At 59.9% G+C, this 23,676-nt stretch carries 18 protein-coding genes and 1 riboswitch; of the genes, 10 read left to right on the top strand and 8 right to left on the bottom strand.

Annotated features, from left to right (window positions below):
• Positions 1-18 precede the first annotated feature (18 nt).
• From WG29040_RS16215 to WG29040_RS16200, 4 genes are all read left to right on the top strand, one after another.
• Entirely contained in the window at positions 19-2,076 is a 2,058-nt protein-coding gene (locus tag WG29040_RS16215) for a methyl-accepting chemotaxis protein (protein ID WP_004419659.1), read from the top strand.
• Positions 2,076-7,595, top strand: coding sequence for an Hpt domain-containing protein (locus WG29040_RS16210; protein ID WP_127196530.1), 5,520 nt, complete (start codon positions 2,076-2,078; stop codon positions 7,593-7,595). Before WG29040_RS16215 ends, WG29040_RS16210 begins: the two co-directional genes overlap by 1 nt.
• A complete protein-coding gene (locus WG29040_RS16205) occupies positions 7,588-8,040 on the top strand; it encodes a chemotaxis protein CheW (RefSeq protein ID WP_004419655.1) in 453 nt (150 codons plus the stop codon). Before WG29040_RS16210 ends, WG29040_RS16205 begins: the two co-directional genes overlap by 8 nt.
• 137 nt (positions 8,041-8,177) lie before the next feature.
• On the top strand, positions 8,178-8,795 hold the full coding sequence (locus tag WG29040_RS16200; protein ID WP_010656705.1) for a hemolysin III family protein: 618 nt from the start codon (positions 8,178-8,180) through the stop codon (positions 8,793-8,795).
• Positions 8,796-8,869: 74 nt separating this feature from the next.
• Here WG29040_RS16200 and WG29040_RS16195 read toward each other — a convergent pair whose 3' ends face one another.
• Positions 8,870-9,715, bottom strand: coding sequence for a formate/nitrite transporter family protein (locus WG29040_RS16195; RefSeq protein ID WP_127196529.1), 846 nt, complete (start codon positions 9,713-9,715; stop codon positions 8,870-8,872).
• Between the two features lie 158 nt (positions 9,716-9,873).
• On the bottom strand, positions 9,874-10,275 hold the full coding sequence (locus tag WG29040_RS16190) for an acyl-CoA thioesterase (protein WP_004419651.1): 402 nt from the start codon (positions 10,273-10,275) through the stop codon (positions 9,874-9,876).
• Positions 10,276-10,440: 165 nt separating this feature from the next.
• A riboswitch (S-adenosyl-L-homocysteine riboswitch) is annotated at positions 10,441-10,547 on the top strand.
• A gap of 22 nt (positions 10,548-10,569) precedes the next feature.
• Here WG29040_RS16190 and ahcY point away from each other — a divergent pair.
• From ahcY to WG29040_RS16175, 3 genes are all read left to right on the top strand, one after another.
• Positions 10,570-11,979 carry an adenosylhomocysteinase gene (ahcY, locus tag WG29040_RS16185; RefSeq protein WP_004419650.1) on the top strand — a complete coding sequence of 470 codons (1,410 nt, stop codon included), beginning with the start codon at positions 10,570-10,572 and terminating at the stop codon, positions 11,977-11,979.
• Between the two features lie 192 nt (positions 11,980-12,171).
• Positions 12,172-13,017 carry a methylenetetrahydrofolate reductase [NAD(P)H] gene (gene metF, locus WG29040_RS16180; RefSeq protein WP_004419648.1) on the top strand — a complete coding sequence of 282 codons (846 nt, stop codon included), beginning with the start codon at positions 12,172-12,174 and terminating at the stop codon, positions 13,015-13,017.
• Between the two features lie 321 nt (positions 13,018-13,338).
• Complete coding sequence (locus tag WG29040_RS16175) at positions 13,339-15,195, top strand: DEAD/DEAH box helicase (RefSeq protein ID WP_004419646.1); 1,857 nt, start codon at positions 13,339-13,341, stop codon at positions 15,193-15,195.
• A gap of 244 nt (positions 15,196-15,439) precedes the next feature.
• Here the strand turns inward: WG29040_RS16175 and WG29040_RS16170 are convergent, their stop codons facing one another.
• Positions 15,440-16,015, bottom strand: a complete 576-nt coding sequence (locus WG29040_RS16170) for a YceI family protein (protein WP_004419644.1) — start codon at positions 16,013-16,015, stop codon at positions 15,440-15,442.
• Between the two features lie 32 nt (positions 16,016-16,047).
• Positions 16,048-16,599, bottom strand: coding sequence for a cytochrome b (locus WG29040_RS16165; protein ID WP_127196528.1), 552 nt, complete (start codon positions 16,597-16,599; stop codon positions 16,048-16,050).
• Positions 16,600-16,886: 287 nt separating this feature from the next.
• On the opposite strand from WG29040_RS16165, the gene WG29040_RS16160 reads away from it, so the two are divergent.
• Together WG29040_RS16160 and WG29040_RS16155 are read left to right on the top strand one after the other, a co-directional pair.
• The gene (locus tag WG29040_RS16160; RefSeq protein WP_004419640.1) at positions 16,887-18,293 is read left to right on the top strand and encodes an adenosylmethionine--8-amino-7-oxononanoate transaminase; all 1,407 of its coding nucleotides are present in this window, start codon (positions 16,887-16,889) and stop codon (positions 18,291-18,293) included.
• Positions 18,294-18,427: 134 nt separating this feature from the next.
• On the top strand, positions 18,428-19,147 hold the full coding sequence (locus tag WG29040_RS16155; protein ID WP_004419638.1) for a 16S rRNA (uracil(1498)-N(3))-methyltransferase: 720 nt from the start codon (positions 18,428-18,430) through the stop codon (positions 19,145-19,147).
• Between the two features lie 47 nt (positions 19,148-19,194).
• Here the strand turns inward: WG29040_RS16155 and WG29040_RS16150 are convergent, their stop codons facing one another.
• Positions 19,195-20,160 carry a GlxA family transcriptional regulator gene (locus WG29040_RS16150; RefSeq protein WP_127196527.1) on the bottom strand — a complete coding sequence of 322 codons (966 nt, stop codon included), beginning with the start codon at positions 20,158-20,160 and terminating at the stop codon, positions 19,195-19,197.
• A gap of 192 nt (positions 20,161-20,352) precedes the next feature.
• Here WG29040_RS16150 and WG29040_RS16140 point away from each other — a divergent pair, with 192 nt between their 5' ends.
• Positions 20,353-20,994 carry an HD domain-containing protein gene (locus WG29040_RS16140; protein ID WP_004419632.1) on the top strand — a complete coding sequence of 214 codons (642 nt, stop codon included), beginning with the start codon at positions 20,353-20,355 and terminating at the stop codon, positions 20,992-20,994.
• 30 nt (positions 20,995-21,024) lie between these two features.
• Here the strand turns inward: WG29040_RS16140 and WG29040_RS16135 are convergent, their stop codons facing one another.
• The 3 genes from WG29040_RS16135 to WG29040_RS16125 are packed head-to-tail and all read right to left on the bottom strand — an operon-like array spanning position 21,025 to position 23,568.
• Positions 21,025-21,927 (bottom strand): transporter substrate-binding domain-containing protein, encoded by a 903-nt coding sequence (locus WG29040_RS16135; RefSeq protein WP_004419631.1) that lies wholly within the window; start codon positions 21,925-21,927, stop codon positions 21,025-21,027.
• 26 nt (positions 21,928-21,953) lie between these two features.
• Positions 21,954-22,304 carry a RidA family protein gene (locus WG29040_RS16130; protein ID WP_127196526.1) on the bottom strand — a complete coding sequence of 117 codons (351 nt, stop codon included), beginning with the start codon at positions 22,302-22,304 and terminating at the stop codon, positions 21,954-21,956.
• 31 nt (positions 22,305-22,335) lie between these two features.
• The gene (locus WG29040_RS16125; protein WP_127196525.1) at positions 22,336-23,568 is read right to left on the bottom strand and encodes a D-amino acid dehydrogenase; all 1,233 of its coding nucleotides are present in this window, start codon (positions 23,566-23,568) and stop codon (positions 22,336-22,338) included.
• Between the last annotated feature and the right edge of the window lie 108 nt (positions 23,569-23,676).

Below are 23,676 nucleotides of genomic sequence, written 5' to 3'. Positions count from 1 at the left end.
GACCCCGGGACCTGATCGATGACCACAGCCAATACCGCTAAACCAATGGAAGGGTCGCGCAGTCGCTCCCAGATCATCGTGCTTTTTATCGCCCTGATCGTGTTCATCATGCTGTTGTTCGCCAACTTTGCTTACCTCAATACCCAGTCCAACTACGACAAGCAGTACATCAGCCATGCGGGTGAGTTGCGGGTGCTTTCGCAGCGTATCGCCAAGAACGCCACTGAAGCGGCTGCCGGCAAGGCGGCGGCGTTTCGCTTGCTCAGCGATGCGCGCAATGATTTCAGCCAGCGCTGGGGCTTCCTGAAAAAAGGCGACCCGGCCACTGGCCTGCCCCCGGCGCCCCATGCCGTGCACAAGGAAATGCAGGCGGTGCAGCGCGACTGGGAGCAATTGCTGGATAACACCAACGCCATTCTGGCCAGTGAGCAAACCGTCCTGTCGCTGCATCAGGTCGCCGCCACCCTGGCGGAAACCGTGCCGCAGTTGCAGGTCGAGTACGAAAAGGTTGTGGAAATCCTCTTGCAGCGTGGCGCTCCTGCCAGCCAGGTGGTGCTGGCCCAGCGTCAATCCTTGTTGGCCGAGCGCATTTTGGGCGCGGTCAACACCGTGCTGGCCGGGGATGAGAATGCAGCGCAGGCCGCAGGTGCCTTTGGCCGCGATGCCAACCGTTTCGGGCAAGTGCTCAACGGCATGCTGGAAGGGAGTGAGGGGCTGAGAATTACTCAGGTCGAAGACAAGGACGCACGTACCCGCTTGCTGGAAATCTCGGAGCTGTTCCAGTTTGTATCCGGTTCGGTGGACGAGATTCTCGAAACCTCCCCCCAGCTGTTCCACGTGCGCGAAGCGGCGAACAATATCTTCAGCTTGTCGCAGACCTTGCTCGACGAGGCGTCGAACCTGGCCAACGGCTTTGAAAACCTGGCCAGCGGACGCTCGCTGGACATCATCGGCGGCTATGTATTGGGCCTGCTGGCGCTGGCGTCGATCATCCTGATCGGGATGGTGATGGTGCGCGAAACCAATCGCCAGCTGCGGGAAACCGCTGAAAAGAACGAGCGCAATCAAAACGCGATCATGCGCCTGCTTGATGAAATCGAAGACCTGGCCGACGGCGACCTGACCGTGACGGCCTCGGTCACGGAAGACTTTACGGGCGCCATTGCCGACTCCATCAACTATTCCATCGACCAATTGCGCGGACTGGTGGCGACCATCAACCTGACTGCGGGTCAGGTGGCGGCGGCGGTGCAGGAAACCCAGGCCACTGCCATGCAACTGGCTGAAGCCTCGGAACATCAGGCGCAGCAGATTGCAGAGGCATCGGGGGCGATCCAGCAAATGGCCCACTCCATCGATCAGGTTTCGGCCAACGCCTCAGAGTCCTCGGCGGTGGCGGAGCGCTCTGTCGCCATTGCCAACAAAGGCAATGAAGTGGTGCACAACACCATTCACGGCATGGACAACATTCGTGAGCAAATTCAGGACACCGCCAAGCGGATTAAACGCTTGGGCGAGTCTTCCCAGGAGATCGGCGACATTGTCAGTCTGATTGATGACATTGCCGATCAGACCAATATCCTGGCCCTGAACGCGGCCATCCAGGCTTCGATGGCCGGTGATGCCGGACGCGGGTTTGCCGTGGTGGCTGACGAAGTCCAGCGCCTGGCAGAGCGCTCTTCGGCGGCCACGCGGCAAATCGAAACCCTGGTCCGGGCCATTCAGGCCGACACCAATGAAGCGGTTATCTCCATGGAGCAGACCACCACCGAAGTGGTGCGCGGTGCTCGCCTGGCACACGATGCCGGTGTGGCCCTGGAAGAAATCGAAGGTGTATCGCAAAACCTTGCCGATCTGATTCAAAGCATTTCCAACGCCGCGCAACAGCAGACCACCTCGGCGGCGCAGATTTCCCTGACGATGAACGTGATTCAGCAAATCACCAACCAGACCTCATCCGGTTCCACTGCCACCGCCGACAGCATTGGCAACCTGGCCAAAATGGCCAGCCAGTTGCGGCGTTCAGTGTCCGGGTTCACCTTGCCCGCCACGCAAAAACCACGTGAGCCACAGTAATGGTTGACCGGCACGACTACGTAGCCCTCGAATGGGTCAAAGGCGATATTGCCGACACCTTGAAACAGGCACGTGTGGCGCTGGGAGAGGACGGGCAGCCGCCCACTGCCCAGATGCTGGAACAGTGCCTGGACTGTATTCATCAGGTGCATGGCAGCCTGTTGATGGTGGAGTTCTACGGCGCCGCCTTGCTGGCCGAAGAGATGGAGAAACTGGTGATTGCCCTGCAGCAGGGCCGTGTCAGCCAGCTCGACGAAGCCTTGCGCCTGTTGCAGCAAGCGTTCAGGCAGTTGCCCTTGTATCTGGACCGTGTGCACAGTGCCCGGCGTGACTGGCCGCTGGTGGTGCTGCCGCTGCTCAATGATTTGCGCACCGCCCGAGGTGAAGCACTGCTCTCGGAAACCAGCCTGTTCAGCCCGCCCTTGCAGCACTTGCCCGAGCTGGACCAGGCCGCATTGGCCCGCTTGCTGCCGCCACAATGGCCGCATCAGCTGCGGGCCCTGCGCCACACCTTGCAATCCGCGCTGCAGGGTTTGCAGCGTGAAGAAGAGGTGCAGGCCAGTCTGGAGCTGATGGCGGGGGTGTTCGCCCGCCTCGAAAGCATGTGCCACGGCGCGCCGCTCAATGCACTGTGGAAAATCTCCGCGGCGCTGGTGGATGGCATGCTCCGCGGGCGGGTGGCCAACAGCCCGGCGTTGCGCAGCCTGTTCAGTGAATCGGACAAAGAACTCAAGCGCCTGCTGGAACAAGGCATAGACGGCATCAATCAGCCTGCGCCCGAAGAACTGCTGACCAGTTTGCTGTTTTACATCGCCAAAGCCGAACAGCCGACCACCAAAATGCTCGCGCTGAAAACCCGCTATGAGCTGGACGAAGCCATGCCCGACGCGGCCATGGTGGATGAAGAGCGTGCGCGGCTGGCAGGGCCCGATCGCGATGCCATGCGCTCAGTGGTGGCGGCATTGTGCGAAGAGCTGGTGCGGGTCAAGGAGCGTCTGGACCTGTTTGTGCGCAGCGACCGCTCCCACGTGTCGGAGCTGAGCAGCCTGATGGCGCCTTTGCGGCAGATCGCCGATACCCTGGCCGTGCTGGGTTTTGGTCAGCCGCGTAAAGTCATCATCGACCAGTTGGCCGTGGTCCAGAGCCTGGCCCAGGGGCAGCGTGAGCCCACCGATGCGGTGTTAATGGATGTCGCTGCGGCCTTGCTCTATGTCGAGGCCACGTTGGCCGGCATGGTCGGCAATGCTGAACCGTCGCAGCGCGAAGAGAGCCGTCTGCCCACCACCGATCTGATGCAGATCCATCAACTGGTGATCAAAGAGGCGCGCATCGGCCTCGAAGAAGTCAAAGACCTGATCAGCGACTACCTGGCGGCAGATTTTGATCGCCAGCATCTGCAACCACTGCCCGAACTGCTGACGCAAATCCGTGGCGCCCTGGCGATGATCCCGCTGACCCGTGCCGCCAGCCTGCTCGAGGCCTGCAACCAATACTTGGGCGAACAGCTACTGCTGCCAGCCAGACCGCCGTCTGCGCAGCAGCTTGAACAACTGGCGAATGTGCTGATCAGCATCGAATATTACCTGGAGCGCCTCTCCCAGGACCCCGGGGCCAGCGGCGAACAGGTGCTGGATCGGGCCGAGCACAGCCTCAATGAACTGGGTTATGCCCCGGCAGAGCGCCAGGTGCCAGTGCTCAATGACCGCCTCAGCCCGGCCGAAGTGCTGGCCATGCAGCTCTCTCAGACCCTGGAAGGGCCCCTGTTGGCGCAGAGCCTGGCCGATGTTCTGGCCAGCCCGGTGTCAGCGCTCAACCCGCCGGCACAACATATTCCCGGCAGCTTGCTACCGCCCCCGGTAGACGAGGCAGCAGTCGATGAAGAACTGCTGGAAGTCTTTCTTGAAGAGACCGACGAGGTTCTGGTCGCCCTGCATGACTATTTGCCCCAGTGGATAGCCAATCCGGCCGACAGTGCTGCACTGGCCGAGCTGCGGCGGGCCTTTCACACGCTTAAAGGCAGCGGGCGCATGGTCCGGGCGCTGGTGCTGGGTGAGCTGGCCTGGGCTGTCGAGAATCTGCTCAACCGGGTGATTGAGCGCAGCGTGGCGCCAGGGCCGCAGATCTATCAGTTGCTGGAAGAGGTACTGGTGATTATCCCGGAGCTGGTGCAAGAGTTTGCCGAGCTTAGCCAGCGTCAGCGCGAAGATGTCGACCGATTGGCCGCACGGGCCCACAGCCTGTCAAAAAGTAAGCCGTTGCCGTTGCTGATCGAGCAGGACAGCAGCGGTACTGATCCGCAACTGCTGGATATCTTTCGACAGGAAGCACAAACCCACCTCGGCAGCCTTGACCATTTTCTCGATCAGGCCAGCCAGCAATTACCGTTGCCTGCCAGCGACGACCTGCAACGCGCCATGCATACCCTCAAGGGCAGCGCCCACATGGCCGGTATGTTGCCGATGGCGGAGCTGGCCACGGCCCTGGATCATCTGGTTCGCGAGTACAAGGGGCACCAAATCAGCCTGGACCGGGATGAAATCGAACTGCTGCTGGAGGCTGACAGCTTGCTGCATCGCGGCCTCAAGCAACTGGATGTCGACCCGCAGGCTGAAATCCATGGTGCCCGGCCCCTGATCAAGCGTATCGAGCAATTGATCGCCAGTCGTGTGGATGAATTGATCAATGCTCCCGGGGGCGGTCTGGAGCCCAAGCGCGATCCTCAGCGCATCGCCGAGTTTCTGGCCGAAAGCATGGACAGCCTGTTTGACGCCGAAGACCTGCTATTGCACTGGCGCGAGAACCCGCACGAGCGTCAGGGGCTGGATGGGTTGCTCGAGCATCTGACCGGCCTGGCCGAGTCCGCGCATCTGCTGGACTTGCAGCCTTTCGACGCGCTGTGCGAAGCCTTGCTTGATCTGTATGGCGCCGTTGAAGAAAGCAGCCTGGCGGTCAGTGAGCGTTTTTTCACCGAGGCCAATAACGCCCATGAAGCACTGATCAACATGCTCGACCAGCTGGCGGCGGGGCAAGAAATCACCCCGCAGCCGGTGCTGATCCAGACCCTGCACGACCTGTTGCATGAAGGTCTGGCACCTGAAGCCACGGGCCTGATCCGTCGGGAGGGCACCAAAACCCTGGAGATTACCGAGTTGGGCGCCGCCACGGCGCAGCTGGGTGCCAGCCAGGGGCCGGCGAGCAGCATTCAGTCCGACGCGGCCCAAGGCAATGGCGACCCTGAGTTGCAGGACATCTTTCTGGATGAAGCTTTCGACATTCTCGAAAGCTCGGGTGCGGCCTTGGTGCGTTGGCAAGCCGACCCGCAGAACCATATGGAAGTCGAAAACCTGCTGCGGGACTTGCACACCCTTAAAGGGGGCGCGCGCATGGTTGAAGTTGCGGCCATCGGCGACTTTGCCCACGAGCTGGAAACCCTGTTCGAAGATATTTCCGTGGGTTTTCTGGCGCCCGGTGCGGACCTGTTCATGTTATTGCAGCGCTGTCATGACCAGCTGGCGCAAATGCTTGATGCCTTGCGCAGTGGTCAGCCGTTGCCCTCGCCACAGGTGCTGATCGAGCGCATCCGGCAGATCGAGCGCAGCACCCGGCAACCTGGCCCGAGTGCTGTGCCGAGCAAACCGGAGCCGGCTGGCGCGGTGGTGCCGGAAGGCGAGCGTACCGGGCTGGACACGGTCAAGGTGCCGGCCGAACTGCTGGAGGACTTGCTCAACCTGGCGGGGGAAAGTTCGATCATCCGCGGGCGTGTGGAGCAGCAAGTCAACGATGCCCAGGTCGCCCTCAACGAAATGCAGACCACCCTGGAGCGGATGCACGATCAGTTGCGCCGGCTCGACAGCGAAACCCAGGGGCGCCAGCATAATCGTCAGCACACCGAGGGTGACGGGGTGGCCTACGATGAGTTTGATCCGCTGGAAATGGATCGCCATTCGCTGCTGCAGCAATTGTCCCGGGCACTGTTCGAGTCGGCATCTGACTTGCTCGACCTCAAGGCCACCCTGGCCGCGCGCAATCGGGATGCCCAGGGCCTGCTGCAAAAGCAGGCGCGGGTGAACACTCAGTTGCAGGAAGGCCTGATGGGCACGCGCATGGTGCCGTTCGAGCGGGTGTTGCCGCGCCTTAAACGGATTGTCCGGCAAGTGGCCAGCGAGCTGGGCAAGCAGGTGGACTTCAGTGTCATCAATGGCGAAGCCGAGATCGACCGCAATGTGCTGGAGCGGATGGTGGCCCCCCTCGAACACATGCTGCGCAATGCCGTCGACCACGGCCTGGAGCCGGCGCACGTGCGCCGGGCCAGCGGTAAACCCGAGCAGGGGCTGATTACCCTTGAGCTGTCCCATGAAGGCGGCGATGTGGTGTTCGACATGCATGATGATGGCGCCGGAGTGCCCCTTGAAGCGGTGCGGCGCAAGGCCATCCTGCGCGGGCTGCTCGACCCGGCTTCCAGCATCTCGGATCGCGATGTGTTGCAGTTCATCATGCAGCCGGGCTTTTCCACGGCGGAAAAAATCACCCAGATTTCCGGGCGTGGCGTGGGCATGGACGTGGTGCACGAAGAAGTGCGCCAGCTGGGCGGTAGCATGACCATCGACTCGGTGGCCGGCCAGGGCGTGCACTTTCAAATCCGCCTGCCGTTCAGTGTCTCGCTCAATCGGGCGCTGATGGTGCAGTGTGCCGACGAGCAGTACGCCATCGCCCTCAATACTGTCGAGGGCATTGTGCGGGTCATGCCCAATGAGCTGGAGGGCTACTACCAGCTCAACCCGCCGCTGTATCACTACGGCGGCCAAACCTACGAATTGCGTTATCTGGGTGAACTGCTGCAAACCGTGGGCAAGCCCAGGCTGGCGGGCGAAAACCATTCGGTACCGGTGTTGCTGGTGCATTGCCAGGACCAGCGGGTAGCGCTGCAAGTCGATGCGCTGGCAGGGTCGCGGGAAATCGTGGTCAAAAGTCTGGGGCCGCAATTCACCGGGGTTCAGGGCTTGTCCGGTGCCACCATTCTGGGTGACGGGCGAGTGGTATTGATCCTTGATCTGCTGGCCTACATTCGCGCCCACCAGGCGCGCCTGCCTTTGTTGCAGGCGCAACAGCGGGCGGTCGGTGCCCTGGAGTTCTCCCCGGCGTTGCGCCCGGCGCTGGTGCTGGTGGTCGATGATTCGGTCACCGTGCGTAAAGTCACCAGCCGTCTGCTGGAGCGCAACGGCATGAACGTGATCACCGCCAAGGACGGGGTTGATGCCATGAGCGTGCTCGAAGAACACACCCCGGACCTGATGCTGCTGGACATTGAAATGCCGCGCATGGATGGCTTTGAAGTCGCCACCCGCGTGCGCAACAACCCTCGTCTTAAAGACCTGCCGATCATCATGATCACCTCGCGTACCGGGCAAAAGCACCAGAACCGGGCCATGGCCATCGGCGTCAACGATTACCTGGGCAAACCGTATCAAGAGTCGGTGTTGCTGGATCGCATCGCCTACTGGAGCAAGTTCAATGCTTGATCACCGTGTGGGCAGCCTGACCGGGCTGCTGCTGCCGCTGGCGGACCGTTACCTGCTATTGCCCAACGTTGCCATAGCGGAGCTGATCGACTGGCAGCGCGGCGAACCCAGCAGCGACTCGCCGCCCTGGCATCTGCGGCAGATCACCTGGCGCGACCGTGAGTTGCCGCTGATCAGTTTCGAAGCCGCGTGCGGCAGCCCGCTGGTGATTGGCGAGCGGGCACGCATCGTCATTCTCAATACGTTGGGGGGCAATCCGCAGCTCAAGTTCATCGCCATGGTGGTGCAGGGCATCCCCCGCTCATACAAGGTCGATAGCCAATTGAGCTTTGTCGACGTGCCGCTGTGCCCGCTGGAGCGTGCGGCGGTGCAAGTGGGAGATCACGTGGCCAGGATTCCGGATCTGCTGGCGCTGGAGAGATTGGTGATGGGGGAAGAGGTTTAACTGCGCCAGCAAAGTTTCAGCAGGAGCAGCCTTGCACTTCTCGACGATCGCCGCATTGCCCTTTAAGGTCGCAGCCTTGACCCTTATCTCGTAACAAGGTGACACGGTCGCACTATCGGATCTTGAGGGAGTTGCACATGTATCACGGTGAAAAACTCAACGCCTGGACTCATCTGGTGGGGGCGTTGCTGGCGACGGCAGGCAGTATCTGGTTGCTGGTGATGGCATCTCTGGACGGCAGCCCGCAAAAGATTGTCAGTGTGGCGATCTATGGCGTGACGCTGGTGTTGTTGTACAGCGTTTCGACTGTTTACCACAGCGTGCGCGGGCGCTCGAAAGTGATCATGCAGAAGTTCGATCACCTGTCGATTTACCTGTTGATCGCCGGCAGTTACACCCCGTTCTGTCTGGTCACGCTACATGGGCCGTGGGGCTGGTCGCTGTTCGGCATAGTCTGGGGCATGGCGGTGATCGGCATGCTGCAAGAGATCAAGCCGCGCTCCGAGGCGCGCATTCTGTCCATCGTGATTTACGCGGTAATGGGCTGGATTGTGCTGGTGGCGGTCAAACCATTGCTGGCGGCGCTGGGTACCGCCGGCTTTGTCTGGCTGGCCACGGGTGGTGTGATGTACACCGTGGGCATCATATTTTTTGCCCTCGATCACCGCCTGCGCCATGCCCACGGCATTTGGCATCTGTTTGTGATTGCCGGCAGCCTGCTGCACTTTGTGGCGATCGCGCACTACGTGATCTAGCCCTGATATCTGTAGGAGCGAGCTTTGCTGCTTTGAAAAAGCTCGCGAGCAAGCTCGCTCCTACAGGATTTGGCTCAGGTTTTTTGCGGTTTTTGGGTGTCGCTGCGGATTTGGGCGTGGCTGATCAGGGCGAAAATAAAACTTCCGCCGATGATGTTGCCGGCCAGGGTCGGGCCGGCAAAGATCAGCCAGAAATCTTTCCACGGCAACTCGCCGGCAAACACCAGGTATGAGACCTCGGCCGTACCGACCACGATGTGGGTGAAGTCACCCAGGGCCATCAGATAGGTGATGAGGATGATGATCCACATCTTGGCGCTCTCCATCGACGGGATCATCCACACCATGGTGGCAATCATCCAGCCCGAGATAATGCCTTTGGCGAACATCTGGCTGGAGTCGTTTTCCATGACCTTGCGCCCGATTTCGAGAAAGGCCTTATCGGTCTGACTGTCGAAAATCGGCAAGTGCAGCATCGTGTAGGCAACCAGCAGCGTGCCCAGCAGGTTACCCACCAGCACCACCGCCCACAGCCGGAACAGGCGTGCGAAATTATTGAGCGTGGGTTTGCTCATGATCGGCAATACGGCGGTCAGGGTGTTTTCGGTGAAGAGTTGCTGGCGGGAGAGGATGACGGCCAGAAAACCTGCGCAGTAACCGAAGCTGGCAATGACCTTGAACGCTTCGCCGTCCGGCAGGCGCGAGTTGAGCAAGCCCATGGCCATCAGCGACAGGCCCATGGTCAGTCCGGCAGCCAGTGCCGACCAGAACAGGGCTGCAATGCTGCGCTCCAGTTCCATGTCGCCCTGCAGGCGAATGATTTCATGCAGCACGGCTGCCCGTGGCGGCTGGTTTTTGGTGACGTCGTGCTCTTCTTCAGCCGACAGGTTGGGGGTTTTACCGCTTTTTTGAGTGTCCATCGGGCTCGTCACCGTAAGCGTGTGTAAAGCTACGACACGTTGGATTGCAAGCTGTTCACTCAGGATTGCTGCATGGCAGGTGGGAGCTGGCTTGCCAGCGATGCGGTCTTGATCATGCATTCGCCGGCAAGCCGGCTCCCACAAGGCCCGATGTCCGGTCAGGCCTGATCGTCATCCTGGAACTGGTCTTTGACGTATTTGATCTCGGTGCGCCCGTGGGGAGCCGGCAAGCCGTCCTCACCCAGGTTGACGAAGACCATCTTGTCGACCGTCAGGATGCTTTTACGGGTGATCTTGTTGCGCACTTCACAGGTCAGGGTGATCGAGGTACGGCCGAACTCTGTGGCGGTGATGCCCAGCTCGATGATGTCGCCCTGGCGCGAAGCGCTGACAAAGTTGATTTCGGAGATGTATTTGGTCACCACGCGCTGGTTGCCCAGTTGCACGATGGCGTAAATGGCGGCTTCTTCGTCGATCCAGCGCAGCAGGCTGCCACCGAACAGGGTGCCGTTGGGGTTGAGGTCTTCGGGTTTAACCCACTTGCGGGTGTGGAAGTTCATGGCGGCTCCAGGTTTGAGTGTGGCCCCCAGCTTCAAGTTTTAAGCGACAAGCTGCAAGTAGAAGCCGATTCGCTCTTGCTTGCAGCTTGCCACTACCCGGATAAAGACAGCTATAATCCCCCCCGCTTCAAAACGGTCATATTTACCCAGTACCGTTCCCGCCACCTGTCCGAGGGGCGCTGCAGCAGGTTCAACCTGTCAGGCTCGGATGGGGCGTTGTTTGTTCAGGGCTCCCTGTTCAGGCACTAAACGCACAACGGCGCCCATTCGCGATTAAACGAATGGAGGCTCTTGATGAGCGCTGTAAACACGCCTGCAGGTTTTACTGACTATAAAGTCGCTGATATGTCCCTGGCCCAATGGGGCCGCCGCGAAACCTTCATCGCCGAGTCCGAAATGCCGGCTTTGATGGGGCTGCGTCGCCGCTATGCAGCAGAACAACCGCTCAAGGGCGCGAAGATTCTGGGCTGCATCCACATGACCATCCAGACTGCCGTGCTGATCGAAACCCTGGTTGCCCTGGGTGCCGAAGTGCGCTGGTCGTCGTGCAACATCTTCTCGACTCAGGATCAGGCTGCTGCCGCTATCGCTGCTGCCGGTATCCCGGTATTTGCCTGGAAAGGCGAGACCGAAGAAGAGTACGAGTGGTGCCTTGAGCAAACCATCCTCAAGGATGGCGCGCCTTGGGATGCCAACATGATCCTCGACGACGGCGGCGACCTGACCGAGCTGTTGCACAAGAAATACCCGGACATGCTGAAAAAGATCCACGGCGTGACGGAAGAAACCACCACCGGCGTACACCGTCTGCTGGACATGCTGGCCAAAGGCGAGCTGATGATCCCTGCGATCAACGTCAACGACTCGGTGACCAAAAGCAAAAACGACAACAAGTACGGCTGCCGTCACAGCCTGAACGATGCCATCAAGCGCGGTACTGACCACTTGCTGTCCGGCAAGCAGGCGCTGGTGATCGGCTACGGCGACGTGGGCAAGGGTTCGGCTCAGTCCCTGCGTCAGGAAGGCATGATCGTCAAGGTTTCGGAAGTTGACCCGATCTGCGCCATGCAAGCCTGCATGGACGGTTTCGAAGTGGTTTCGCCGTTCATCAATGGCCAGAACGACGGCACTGCCGCCAGCATCGACGCTGCGCTGCTGGGCAAGATCGACCTGATCGTGACCACCACCGGTAACGTCAACGTGTGCGACAAGAACATGCTGGCTGCGCTGAAAAAACGCGCTGTAGTGTGCAACATCGGCCACTTCGACAATGAAATCGACACCGCTTTCATGCGCAAGAACTGGGCATGGGAAGAAGTGAAGCCACAGGTTCACAAGGTTCACCGTACTGGCCTGGGCGAATTCGACCCGCAGAACGACGACTACCTGATCCTGCTGGCCGAAGGTCGTCTGGTGAACCTGGGCAACGCCACCGGTCACCCGAGCCGCATCATGGACGGTTCGTTCGCCAACCAGGTTCTGGCCCAGATCTTCCTGTTCGCCCAGAAATACGCAGACCTGCCAGCCGAGCTGCAAGCCGAGCGTCTGACTGTAGAAGTGCTGCCGAAGAAACTTGACGAAGAAGTGGCCCTGGAAATGGTTCGCGGCTTTGGCGGCGTAGTTACCCAGCTGACCAAGCAACAGGCTGACTACATCGGCGTTACCGTCGAAGGCCCGTTCAAGCCGGACGCTTACCGCTACTAATAGCAGCTGCAAGCTTCAAGCCTCGAGTTGCCAGCAAAGCAGATTGCTTTGGCTTGTAGCTTGAGGCTTGGGGCCAGCTATTGAGTGTAAACAATAATAAGCAGTTGCAAATTGTAAGCCTGCAGCACAAGAGCCTGGCGCATCGCCCTCTTGGCGCTTGAAGCTTGTAGCTTGCCGCTGGAGGTTGCCTCCATGTCTCAAGACCGTCGTTACAGCTTCGAGTTCTTCCCGACCAAGACCGATGCTGGACATGAAAAACTGATGAACACGGCTCGCCAGCTGGCGACCTATAACCCGGATTTTTTCTCCTGCACCTATGGTGCCGGTGGCTCCACCCGTGACCGCACGATCAATACCGTGCTGCAACTGGAGAGCGAAGTAAAAGTACCTGCCGCCCCGCATTTGTCATGCGTGGGTGACAGCAAGGCTGACTTGCGCGGCCTGCTGACCCAGTACAAAGCTGCGGGTATCAAGCGCATTGTTGCGCTGCGTGGCGACCTGCCTTCGGGTATGGGCATGGCCAGTGGCGAGCTGCGCCATGCCAATGACCTGGTGAGCTTCATTCGTGAAGAGACCGCTGATCACTTCCATATCGAAGTGGCTGCCTATCCGGAAATGCACCCGCAAGCGCGCAACTTCGAAGACGATATCAACAACTTCGTGCGCAAGGCCCATGCCGGCGCCGATAGCGCAATCACCCAGTACTTCTTCAACGCAGACAGCTACTTCCGTTTTGTCGAGCGTGTGCGGGCGGCTGGCGTCACGATTCCAATCGTGCCGGGCATCATGCCGATCACCAACTACAGCAAGCTGGCGCGCTTCTCGGACGCCTGTGGCGCTGAAATTCCGCGCTGGATTCGCAAACAGCTGGAAGCCTACGGCGACGACATCCAGAGCATTCAGGCATTTGGCGAACAGGTCATCAGCGAAATGTGCGAACGCCTGCTCGACGGCGGCGCCCCGGGCTTGCACTTCTACACCCTGAACCAGGCCGAGCCCAGCCTGGCGATCTGGAACAACCTCAAGCTGCCTCGCTGACACACACACCCTGCGGGAGCGAGTGTGCTCGCTCCCGCAGGGAATGTGCCGTACAGCTCTGCAAAGCCGTTCAGCAGCATGAAATCGGCGCGCCGTGATTGCTCTGTTATACTCCGGGCTTTCCGCCAGGCTTACGCCCGGCCGCTCGTCCTTGTACAAGGCATTCAACCCGGCTACAGCGCAGCTTTCAGCCAGCGCGAGCAGTTTGAATGAGCCTTCAGGACTGGAGCAGGACCGGACGGGATTGCGTCACCTTAAACGCCATTCACGCCAGGCAAGACTATCCCTTTGGGCCAAGCCCTAACTAGAACAGGATTACTCATGTCCTTTGCTTCCCTCGGTCTCTCCGAGGCTTTAGTCCGCGCCATTGAAGCTGCGGGCTATACCGAGCCTACTCCGGTGCAACAGCGGGCCATTCCCGCCGTGTTGCAAGGTCGCGACCTGATGGTTGCGGCTCAGACAGGTACTGGCAAAACCGGCGGCTTCGCTCTTCCGATTCTGGAAAAGCTGTTTCCCAATGGCCACCCGGACAAATCCCAGCGCCACGGCCCACGCCAACCACGCGTGCTGGTCCTGACCCCTACTCGCGAACTCGCCGCCCAGGTGCATGAGAGCTTCAAGCTCTATGCCCGCGACTTGAAGTTCGTCAGTGCCTGCGTCTTTGGCGGTGTCGGTACGAACCCTCAGGTACAAGCACTGGCCCGCGGTGTCGACGTACTGGTTGCCTGCCCGGGCCGTTTGCTCGACCTGGCCGGCCAAGGCAGCGTTGACCTGTCCCACGTTGAAATTCTGGTGCTCGACGAAGCCGACCGGATGCTCGACATGGGCTTCGTCCATGACGTGAAAAAAGTCCTCGCCCGTCTGCCGTCCAAGCGTCAGAACCTGCTGTTCTCGGCGACGTTCTCCAAGGACATCACCGATCTGGCCGGCAAGCTGCTGCGCAACCCGGAACGCATCGAAGTTACGCCGCCGAACACCACGGTCGAGCGTATCGAACAGCGCGTTTTCCGTCTGCCGGCTACCCACAAGCGTGCCTTGCTGGCGCACTTGATTACCGCAGGCGCCTGGGAACAGGTTCTGGTCTTCACCCGTACCAAGCACGGTGCCAACCGTCTGGCTGAATACCTGGACAAACACGGCCTCAGCGCTGTGGCCATCCACGGTAACAAGAGCCAGAACGCGCGGACCAAAGCCCTGGCCGATTTCAAGGCCGGTGCCGTACGCATTCTGGTAGCCACCGATATCGCCGCTCGCGGTCTGGATATCGATCAGCTGCCACACGTGGTCAACTTCGAGCTGCCAAACGTCGATGAAGATTACGTTCACCGTATCGGCCGTACTGGCCGTGCCGGTCGTTCGGGCGAAGCGATCTCGCTGGTCGCTCCGGACGAAGAAAAACTGCTGAAAAGCATTGAGCGCATGACCAAGCAGAAAATCGCCGATGGCGACCTGATGGGTTTTGACTCCAGCACAGTAGAAGCCGAAAAGCCTGAAGTACGTGAGCGTCCGGATGTGCGTAACCCGCGCAACCCGCCTCGCGGTCCACGTGGCGACGGTCCGGGTAACCCGGGCGGTGGCGGTGGTCGTAAAGACAAGGGCAAGGAAAAGAGCAAGGAAAAACCGGCAGCTGCTCGCGGCGAACGTCCTGCCCGTGAGCAAAAGCCACGGGAAGCGCAACCTGCCCGTGAACAGCGTCAGCCTGCTCCGCGTTCGGACGCCAACCGCGCGCCGGACGAGTTCCGTGATGACGACGTAGACAACTTTGGTAACCGCGCTGATTACGTCAGCCCGTACCAGAACAAGAACAACCAGAGCCGTGGTCGCCGTCCGGGCGCACCTGCTGCTGGCACCGGTGCTGCACCTGCCCGTACCGGTGGTGCTTCTCAGGGTCGCCAGAACGGCCCGCGTACCGGCAGCGGCGCCAGCACTGGCACTCCGCCAGCCAAGCGCAGCGGCCCACGCAGTGGTGCTCCGCGTGACGGTCAGGCCCGTCGCGAAAACCGTCCGGCCCGTGACGATGCCCGTCAAGAGCCAGCGGTTAAAGGCCCGCGCGAGAACCAGCCGAAGATCATGCACAAGGAGTCGAAAAGCGATCGCTTCCCGACACCTGAGCAGCTGGATCAATTGCCGAACCGCCCTCGTGGCGAGAAGCCAGCGCTGTTGACTCGCAACCGCTGAGTTAACACCGCCTGAAAAAATGCCCCCGATCGAGAGATCAGGGGCATTTTTTTATGCGCGTCTGGCGAGGGTTCTGCAGGAGCAAGCGCCTTTATTCTCCCCGCCATTGTGGGAGCCGGCTTGCCGGCGAGTGCGTCAACAGGGTTTAACCTGCAGACCGAATGGGTACAGGTTTATTCCGTACACAAAAAAACGCCCCGGCTCTTGCGAGTCGGGGCGTTTTTTTTGCCGTATGAAAGCGCGATTACTTGGCTTTCACGCCTTCCAGCGAGATGTCCAGGCTCAGAGTCTGGTCCTTGCTTGGGGATTTGATACCGAAGTCCTGCAGGTTGATGGTGGTGGTCGCGTTGAAGCCAGCGCGCTCGCCGCCCCATGGATCCTTGCCTTCACCGTTGAACGTGGCCTTGAACGTTACCGGCTTGGTCACGCCGTGCAGGGTCAGGTCGCCGGTCACGTCAGCAGTCGTGTCGCCGGTTGGCACCACTTTGGTCGACTTGAAGGTCGCTTCCGGGTACTTGCTCACGTCCAGGAAATCTTTGCTGGCGATGTGCTTGTCGCGTTCGGCGTGGTTGGAGAACAGGCTTGCGGTTTTCAGGGTAACGTCAATTTTGCTGTCTGCAGGCTTGGCTGCGTCCCACGAAAAGGTGCCGCTCCAGTCCTTGAAAGTACCGTGAATGAAGCTGAAGCCCAGGTGGCTGATTTTCCAGTCGATGAAGGCGTGCTGGCCTTCCTTGTCGATGGTGTAGTCAGCAGCCATGGCCTGGCCGGCAGTCAGCAGGGCAGTACCGAGAGCCAGTGCAGCGAGGGTCTTTTTCAACATGCGTTCTATTCCTTTTGAGTTGAGGTTGAGCATCAGGCTTTGCGTCCCAGCATACGGTTCAGGGTCGCATCACGATCGATAAAGTGGTGTTTCAAGGCGACCAGGCCATGCAAACCGGCAAAAATCACCACGGCCCACGCCAGCCACAGATGCACGACACCGGCCACATCGGCCTGATCGGGCAAGTTGGAAATCAGAGCGGGTACTTCAAACAGGCCGAAAAACGGAATACCGACGCCTTCGGCAGTGGAAATAAGGTAGCCGGCAAACATCACGGCGAACAACCCCAGATACAACAAGCCATGGCCGAGTTTGGCACCAATGCGCGTTGCCCGGCTGTAGCTTTCAAGTGCCGGCGGAGTGGGGCTGATCCAGCGCCATAGCACCCGTAGCAACATGACGGCGAACAGCGTCAGGCCAATGCTTTTATGCAGGTCCGGTGCTTCCTTGCGCCATGGGCTGTAGTAGTCGAGGCCGACCATCCACAAACCCAGGGCAAACAATCCGAACACCGCCAGCGCAACGGACCAATGCATGAAAATACTGACCGCACCATAGCGAGAAGACGAGTTACGTAATTGCATTACCGACATCCTGTGGGAACTTGCGCCTAAGACTAATGATTTACCTATCGAATGAAAGCGCATTTATTTGCTGTAAGGCATCGATAAATGCGATCAGTAGCCTGAGAGTGAAAAGTTAAGCAAACGTTAACGATGTTTTATGTCGCTCTTGTATGCCCGTGAGCGTCTCAAAGTTCAACACCCCGGGCTTTGGTGAATAGTAATGGGTTGTTACACGCACGCGCATTGCATAGGCTTGCGCGATTGTTTGCCCGCACACGCCGGGAGCCAGCGCCAGGAGAGTGGATATGGGCCTGAATAATCAGTGGATGCAGCGTGACCTTGCCGTGTTATGGCACCCCTGCACCCAAATGAAAGATCACGAGCAGCTGCCGTTGATTCCGATCAAGCGCGGCGAAGGCGTATGGCTGGAAGACTTCGAAGGCAAGCGCTACCTGGACGCGGTGAGTTCGTGGTGGGTCAACGTGTTTGGCCATTGCAACCCGCGTATCAACCAGCGCATCAAGGATCAGGTCGACCAGCTTGAGCATGTGATTCTTGCCGGCTTCAGCCATCAGCCGGTGATTGAGCTGTCCGAGCGCCTGGTCAAGATGACACCTGAGGGCCTGACCCGCTGCTTCTACGCGGACAACGGTTCGTCCTGTATCGAAGTCTCGCTGAAGATGAGCTTTCACTACTGGCTGAACCGTGGCCAGCCGGAAAAAAAGCGTTTCGTGACCCTGACCAACAGCTACCACGGTGAAACCATGGCGGCGATGTCGGTGGGTGACGTGCCGCTGTTCACTGAAACCTACAAAGCGCTGTTGCTCGACACCATTAAAGTGCCGAGCCCCGATTGCTACCTGCGCCCCGAGGGCGTGAGCTGGGAGCAACACTCGCGCACGATGTTTCTGGCCATGGAGCAGACACTCGCCGAGAACCACGACACTGTGGCTGCGGTGATTGTCGAGCCGCTGATTCAGGGCGCGGGCGGCATGCGCATGTACCATCCGGTATACCTGACGCTGCTGCGTGAAGCCTGCGACCGTTATGGCGTACACCTGATCCTCGATGAAATTGCAGTGGGTTTTGGCCGTACCGGCACCATGTTCGCCTGCGAGCAGGCCGGCATCACGCCGGACTTCCTGTGCCTGTCCAAGGCCCTTACCGGCGGCTACTTGCCGCTGGCCGTTTGCGTGACCACCGACGAGGTCTACAGCGCGTTCTACGATGACTATCCGACTCTGCGCGCCTTCCTGCATTCCCACAGCTATACGGGCAACCCGCTGGCTTGCGCGGCCGCTCTGGCGACGCTGGATATCTTCGAGCAGGACAATGTGATCGAGAACAACAAGGCCCTGGCCCAGCGCATGGCCAGTGCGACGGCGCATCTGGTTGACCATCCCCATGTCTCGGAAGTGCGTCAGACGGGTATGGTGCTGGCCATTGAAATGGTCCAGGACAAAGCCAGCAAAACCGCTTACCCATGGCAGGAGCGGCGCGGTTTGAAAGTCTTCCAGCACGCACTGGAGCGCGGCGCCTTGTTGCGCCCATTGGGCAGCGTGGTGTATTTCTTGCCCCCTTACGTGATTACTCCGGAGCAGATCGACTTTCTGGCTGAAGTGGCCAGTGAAGGGATCGACATTGCGACCCGCAGTGATATCAGCGTGGCCGTGCCGTCGAACTTCCATCCCGACTTCCGTGACCCCGGTTAAGCCCTGTTTTGTAGCCGCTGGCGCAGACGGCGACAAGGGCCGAAGGACCTTCGTTTTTAAAACGGGGTCGCTGCGCAACCCATCGCAGCCTGCGGCAGCGGCGGCATAAGTCATTTAATTTTCAGAGAACCTACATGAGATTGTCCCGCTTTTTTATCGATGCACCTTTGAGCCTCGGTGAACACGAATTGCCTGAAGCCCAGGCGCATTACATTGGCCGCGTGCTGCGCATGGCCGAGGGCGATGCCCTGCAGGTGTTCGATGGCTCGGGACATGAGTTCACCGGGCGCCTGCTGGAAGTCGGGAAAAAACGGGTGCGGGTGTTGCTCGACGAAAGCTTTGCCGGGCAAATTGAATCGCCACTGGCCATTCATCTCGGCCAGGGTTTGTCCCGTGGCGAGCGTATGGACTGGGCCATTCAGAAGGCCACCGAGCTGGGGGTCAACGAAATTACCCCGATCATGAGCGAGCGCTGTGAAGTGCGGCTCAAGGACGAGCGCGCCGAGAAGCGCCTGTCGCACTGGCGCCAGGTGGCAATCAGCGCGTGCGAGCAATGCGGTCGTTCGCGGGTGCCGGTCATTCACCCGCCGGTGTTGCTCAGTGAGTGGATCAAAACCACCGAGGCTGATCTCAAGCTGGTGCTGCACCCGGTGTCCGAGCCGTTGGCCAGCCACGCCAAACCCGGGCGTCTGGCATTTCTGATCGGGCCAGAAGGCGGGCTGACCGACAATGAAATCGATCAGGCCCAGGCCTCGGGTTTCCAGCCTGCGCGCCTTGGTCCTCGGGTACTGCGTACCGAAACGGCACCGGTTGTGGCCCTGGCCGTGGCCCAGCAGTTGTGGGGCGACTTCTGATTGCGCGCTGATCCCGGTTTTGGCGCGGGCAAGCTTGCGCCTGTGGTTTAAACCATCGGTGCAAAATTCATCCGGAACTGCTGGGGCGATACCCCCAGCCGGCGCATAAACACGCTACGCATATGGTGGGCATCGCGAAAGCCGCATTCGTATGCCACCGTCTTGAGCGCCAGGGTGGCGTTTTCGAGCATGGCCCGGGCAGCGTCCACCCGGGCTCCTTCCACGAACTGCGCGGGTGTGGTCCCTGTTTCCCGGGCAAATATCCGAGAGAAATTACGTGGGCTCATGGCGGCAGCCTGTGCCAGCTCGGCGATGCTCAGGTCGGTGCGCAGATTCTGCAGCACCAGGCCTTGTACTGCCGCGACCGCTGAAGCGGTATGGGGGGTTGCGGTCAGAAACGGGCTGAACTGCGACTGCCCACCTGAGCGCTGGGTAAAGACCACCAAGCGTCTGGCCACATTCAGCGCCACCTGCGGGCCGTGATCCTGAGTCAGTACATATAACGACAGATCAATCCCCGCCGTGACCCCGGCCGAGGTGTACAAATTGTCGTCCTGCACATACAGGCGATCGACCTCCAGCACGGCGTCGGGGCACAGACGGGCGAGGGCCGCGACATCACTCCAGTGCGTGGTGACACGGCGCCCGCCCAGCAACCCGGTCCGGGCGAGCATCAATGCGCCATTGCAGATCGAGCCATAGCGTCGCGACCGCCGGCATATACCGCGCAGCCAGGTGTAAAACTCCGCGCCGAAATCCTGCCCGGGCAAGGCCGGTCCTCCTGCACATAACACCAGGTCATAGCTGTCTGGTGCTGCAGAAAAATGCCGGTGGGCCTGAATCGACAGCCCGTTCGAGCACCTCAGCAGCCCTGACTCCAGCCCCACTACGTCAAGCCGGTATTGCTTGTCGGGGGCCAGAAAGGCATTGGCTTCGGCAAACACATCCAGGGGGCCAGTCACGTCCAGTGCCTGCACGCCAGGAAATACGATCAATGCTACGGTCAGGGTCATCAGAGTCGGCCGTCAGGTGGGTAAGAGATGAAATACCGTAGTCCGCTGATGTGGACAAGCGCCTGCAGGACGATGGCCGGCATTGCAACCTGATTGGCACGAATCGTCACTGTCCGCTGATTGTTGCCATTGGGGTATGCGCCCACACTAAACATCACGGCGCCAACCCGGCGCTCGCTCGAGGAGTTCGCCATGAGTCAGACCATCGCAGGCATCGTCATCCCGGACAGCGCCCTGGCCAAAGCTACCACCGAATACATCCGCGACGTCGAGTCCGATTTGCTCTACAACCACTCGCGCCGGGTATTTTTGTTTGGCGCCCTGAGCGGGCAGCGCCAGCAACTGGCCTATGACCCGGAACTGCTTTATGTGGGGGCGATGTTTCACGACCTGGGGCTGGTCGAAGGCCACCGTACTGAAGACGAGCGCTTTGAAGTGGACAGTGCCAACAATGCCAAAGCCTTTATGAAACCGTTCGGCCTGAGCGATGACGATGTGGAGCAGGTGTGGTTATCCATCGCGTTGCACACCACGCCGGGGGTCACGCAGCACCTGCGCCCGACTGTGGCGCTGGTGACGGCGGGGGTTGAAATGGATGTGCTGGGCATCGACTACGCGGCGTTCCCTGCCGCGCAGCGTGAAGCCGTAGTCCATGCTCACCCGCGGGGCGAAGGTTTCAAAGAGTGCATTCTCTGCGCCTTCGCCAACGGTTTTAAGCATCGTCCGCAAACCACCTTTGGCACGGTTAACGCCGACGTACTGGTGGACTGCGACCCGGGCTTCAAACCGCTGAACTTCGTCGAAATCATCCGTAAATCGCCCTGGGCTTCTTGATCGGGCACAAGATGGAGTGGGGGCCGGCTTCTACTCAACCGGGTCACTCACCGGCGTGGCGATGATCTGTTTCAACTCGGCGGTCATCGGGAATTCGAGATTCAGGCCGTTGGGCGGGATTGGCTGTTCAAACCAGCGCTGGTAGATGCCGGTAATTTCCCCGGACTGGTATAAATCGGCCAGGGTTTTGTTTACCACTGCCAGCAACTGCGGGTCGTCCTTGCGCACCATGCAGCTGTAGATTTCCCGCGATTGCTCGTCGCCCACCACAACCCAGTTGTGCGGGTCGCGGGCTTTGGCGCGTTCGCCGTAAAGCAGCGCGTCGTCCATATAGAACGCCGCAGCCCGACCGGTCTCCAGCATCTTGAATGCTTCGCCGTGGTCCTTGGCACTGATCACGTTCATGTTCATCTTGTGGTCAGCGTTATAGCTTTTGATGAAACGTTCGTTGGTGGTGCCGGCGGTGGTCACCACGTTTTTGTCGCGCAAGTCATCAAAGCCTTTGATGCCACTGTCCTTGGCGGTCAGCAACTGGCCTTTGACGTAAATGAAGCCGTATGAAAACGCCACCTGCTTTTGCCGCTCGGCAGTCACCCCCGTAGACCCGCACTCCAGGTCGACGGTGCCGTTTTGTACCAGCGGGATACGGGTTTGCGAGGTCACCAGGTTGTATTTGACCTTCAGCGGCTGGTCGCCCAACTGCTGCTGAATGCGCTGGACGATCTTGTTCGCCAGCTCCACCGAATAGCCCATGGGCTTGCCGCTGTTGTCGCCTACATACGAAAACGGCACTGAGGCGTCGCGATAACCCAGGGTAATGCTTCCCGAGTCGGCAATTTTCTTCAGCGTGCCCTGTAATGGCGCTTCGCTGGCGTGCAGTGAGTGGCTGAGCAACAGACCCAGCGTACAACTGATCAAAGTGAGTTTTTTCATCTTCTTGTTCTCCGGTTGCAAACAGGTCAGTGACGAACGGCAATCACGCTGATTTCTACCAGCACCTGAGGCCGCGCCAGTTCGGCTTGCAGGGTGGTGCGTGTCGGCGCCTTGCCCGCCGAGAGCCAGGCCGACCACACGGCATTCATGGCCGCAAAGTCGCGCTCGATGTTTTGCAGGTAAATCGTGGCGTTGAGGATGTGGTCTTTGTCGCTGCCGGTCTCGGCCAGCAATGCGTCGATCTTGGCGAGAACTTCCTGAGTCTGCGCGGAAATATCTGTGCTTTGGGTGGGAACCTGTCCCGACAAAAATACCAGCGCCTCGAAGGTCGCAGCGGCGCTTAAACGGTCATTGCTGTTGAGGCGGTGAATCATCATCGGGGATTTCCTTGTACGTTGAGTTAGGTATTCAGGCGCAGAGACCCTGCATGTCGATGGCGGGTTTACGTTGTCCGATCAGGTCGCTTAACAGGCGCGCGCTGCCGCAGGCCAGGGTGAAGCCCAGGGCTCCGTGGCCGAGGTTGAGCCACAGGTTGCGATATCCGCTGGCACCGAGGACAGGCACGCCGCCAGGTGTTGCAGGACGCATGCCGGCCCATTCGATGGCGTCGTGATAGTTGCCGGCATCCGGGAAGGTGCTGGCGGCCAGTTGGCGCATTTGTGCCAGACGCTTGGGGTCCAGGGAAGTATCGAAACCGACGATGTCGACCATGGCCGCAATTCTCAACTGCTCGCCAATGCGGGCGTAGACGATTTTACGGTCGTAATCGGTGATGCTCACATTCGGCGCTTTTTGCGGGTCGCTCAGGGGCAGGGTCAGGCTGTAGCCCTTGAGCGGGTAAAGCGGCAAATTCAACCCCGGCAAGCTCAGGGCCGGACTGGTGTGTCCTGCTGAGAGCACCAGTTGATCCACTGGCAAATGCTCATCGCCCATTTGCACGGCACTGACTGCGCCGTTGGCGTGATGGATACGGGTGACGGTTTTACCCAGCAAAAAGGTGCAACGGCCGCTGGCTTGCAAACGGGCGACCAGTTGCTGGCAGAAAGCATGGCAATCACCCACTTCCTCGTCGGGGGTATAGATGCCGCCGATAAACGCCGAGTCCTTCAGGCCTGGTTCAAGGGTTGCGCATTCGCTGGCAGACAGTGCTTGTTGAAATGGGCTGTGGGCAACTCTGGCCCGCGCCTTGTCGAAGCTTTCCGGGTTGCGGAAGGTCACCAGCTTGCCGTTGCGCCGCCACTCAAAACCGCTCAATTGATCTTCTTCACGCCACTGCTGCAAGGTGGCCTGACTCAGGAGCGCCAAGCGCAGCAAGTGCGCAGCATTGCGCTGATTCACCGAGCCCCGGCAGGCGGCGATAAATGACGCCATCCAGCGCCATTGGGCCGGGTCCATGCGGGGCCGCAACTTGAGTGGCGAGTCGCCGCGCAACATCCAGCCCATCGCTTGCCAGGGCACCCCGGCATCGGCCAGCGGTGCCACATAGCGATAGGAAAGCTGGCCGCCATTGGCGAAGCTGGTCTGGCTGGCGAGCGTGGGCCGGGCTTCGATCAGGCTCACTGAAAATCCGTCGCGCACCAGCGCATACGCGGTTGCCAGCCCGATAACGCCACCACCGATGATGCAAACCCGCTGTCCCATGTCAGTCCTTAGCCCAATGTTGTTCGGGCTCAGATTAGGGGTAGGTGACAGAGGCTGAACAATGAATAAAGATGCCTTACCCATAAACAAAGGTTATGGACTATCGCC

The organism is Pseudomonas sp. PAMC 29040 (assembly GCF_003994535.1).
Taxonomy (GTDB): Bacteria; Pseudomonadota; Gammaproteobacteria; order Pseudomonadales; family Pseudomonadaceae; genus Aquipseudomonas; species Aquipseudomonas paraversuta.
The sequence above is the reverse complement of the archived record's forward strand: the minus strand, read 5'-3'. Positions and strand labels throughout refer to the sequence as shown.